This is a genomic window from Micrococcus sp. GbtcB5 (assembly GCF_019091605.1).
GTDB lineage: Bacteria > Actinomycetota > Actinomycetes > Actinomycetales > Micrococcaceae > Micrococcus > Micrococcus luteus.
The window spans coordinates 1-265 of sequence record NZ_JAGXJK010000219.1 but is presented as its reverse complement, the minus strand read 5'-3'; the positions used below and the strand labels follow the sequence as shown (position 1 = coordinate 265).

Annotated in this window: 1 pseudogene; it reads right to left on the bottom strand. The window is 74.3% G+C overall.

The window, feature by feature from the left end:
* Positions 1-265: pseudogene (locus KVS67_RS12105) on the bottom strand (ABC transporter ATP-binding protein); the annotation flags it as partial.

Genomic DNA, 265 nt, shown 5'->3' with positions numbered 1-265 from the left:
AGGCCAGGGACACCTGCTCCGCGGTGGGGTAGGCGAAGCGCACGTCCCGCAGCCGCACGGACAGGGGCCCCACCGGCAGGGCCGCGGGCCGCGCGGGCTCCGTGATGAGCGGCTCCAGGTCCAGGACCTCGAACACGCGCTCGAAGCACACGAGCGCGCTCATGATCTCCACGCGGGCGTTCGCCAGCGCGGTCAGGGGGGCGTACAGGCGGGACAGCAGCAGGGCGAGGGTGACGACGTCGCCGGCGTCGAGGGTGCCCGCGAT